This window comes from Polaromonas sp. P1_E3 (genome assembly GCF_056405935.1).
This window is the reverse complement of sequence record NZ_JBFUBD010000513.1, coordinates 1-1,690: the sequence shown is the minus strand read 5'-3', so window position 1 is coordinate 1,690 and position 1,690 is coordinate 1. Positions and strand designations below refer to the sequence as shown.

Below are 1,690 nucleotides of genomic sequence, written 5' to 3'. Positions count from 1 at the left end.
CCGCCCTGCTCTCCCCCGACGCGCTTGACGCGCCCGCCCGCTCGCCCTCGAAAGTTGCACGCAAAACGGAAAGTGCTGAATCTGCCCAGAAACCCCCGGTGATGGACCTGTTTGACAGCCGCGCGGCAGGGGATGGCGGCCAGCATCCGTCAGCTTTCCAAGGAAAAGAACCTGCCAGCCCTTCAAGGACGGGCGCAAGCAGCTATAAAAAAGAGAGCATTCCGCTGCCACAGCCAGTCGTCAAGCCCAAGAAGGCCAAGCGGACCGGCCCCACCAAACTGTTTGTGCTCGACACCAACGTGCTGATGCACGACCCGATGTGCCTGTTCCGCTTTGAGGAGCACGACATCTTCCTGCCCATGATCGTTCTGGAAGAGCTCGACGGCCACAAAAAAGGCATGACCGAGGTGGCGCGCAATGCCCGCCAGACCAGCCGCACACTGGACGCACTGGCCGGTGCCCAAGGCGCCGATATCGCCAAGGGGCTGAAGCTGGACACCACCGGCCACCCGGAAGCCGGCGGTTGCCTGTTCTTCCAGACCAAGCCGCTGGATTACACGCTGCCCATGAGCCTGCCGCAAGGCAAGGCTGACAACCAGATCCTGGGTGTGGTGGAGGCCCTTCGAAAGGAATATGCGCCACGCGAGGTGGTTCTGGTGTCCAAAGACATCAACATGCGCGTCAAGGCGCGCGCCTTGGGCCTGGCCACCGACGACTACCAGAACGACAAGACCCTGGAGGACGGCGACCTGCTGTATTCGGGCTCGCTGGCTCTGCCGGCAGACTTCTGGACACGCCAGAGCAAGACCATTGAGAGCTGGCAGCAGGGCAGCCACACCTTCTACCGCATCACAGGGCCCGTTGTGGGCAGCCTGCTGATCAATCAGTTCGTGTTCTTTGAAGCCCCTGGCGAGCCGCCCCTGTATGCCCGCGTGACCGAAATCCGGGCCAAAACCGCTGTGCTGAAAACGCTGAAAGACTACAACCACCTCAAAAATGCGGTCTGGGGCGTCACCACGCGCAACCGCGAGCAGAACTTTGCGATGAACCTGCTGATGGACCCGGAAGTGGACTTCGTCACGCTGGCCGGCACGGCAGGCACCGGCAAGACGCTGATGGCGCTGGCTTCGGGCCTGACGCAGGTGCTGGACGACCGCCGCTACACCGAAATCATCATGACCCGGGCCACGGTAAGCGTGGGCGAGGACATCGGTTTTCTGCCGGGCACCGAAGAGGAAAAGATGGGCCCCTGGATGGGTGCGCTGGACGACAACCTGGAAGTCCTGGGCAAGACCGACAGTGGCTCGGGCGAATGGGGCCGCGCCGCCACCAATGAGCTGATCCGCTCGCGCATCAAGGTCAAAAGCATGAACTTCATGCGCGGCCGCACCTTCCTGAACAAGTACGTCATCATCGACGAAGCGCAAAACCTGACGCCCAAGCAGATGAAGACACTGATCACGCGGGCCGGCCCGGGCACCAAGATCATCTGCATGGGCAACCTCGCGCAGATCGACACGCCGTACCTGACCGAAGGGTCCTCAGGCATGACCTTTGCCGTCGACCGTTTCAAGGGCTGGCCGCACGGTGGGCACATCACGCTGGCGCGCGGCGAACGCTCGCGCCTGGCTGATTTCGCGAGCGAAGTGCTTTAGACCGCTGAAAAACGGCGCTGATCGGCGCCGCAATA

The 1,690-nt window shown here is 62.3% G+C and carries 1 protein-coding gene; it reads left to right on the top strand.

All coding sequences use genetic code 11. The features are described from left to right. The first annotated feature begins 5 nt into the window (after positions 1 to 5). Positions 6 to 1,655: a PhoH family protein gene (locus tag AC1D0Z_RS21155; RefSeq protein WP_477660122.1), complete on the top strand. Its 1,650-nt coding sequence runs from the start codon at positions 6 to 8 to the stop codon at positions 1,653 to 1,655. Positions 1,656 to 1,690 lie beyond the last annotated feature (35 nt).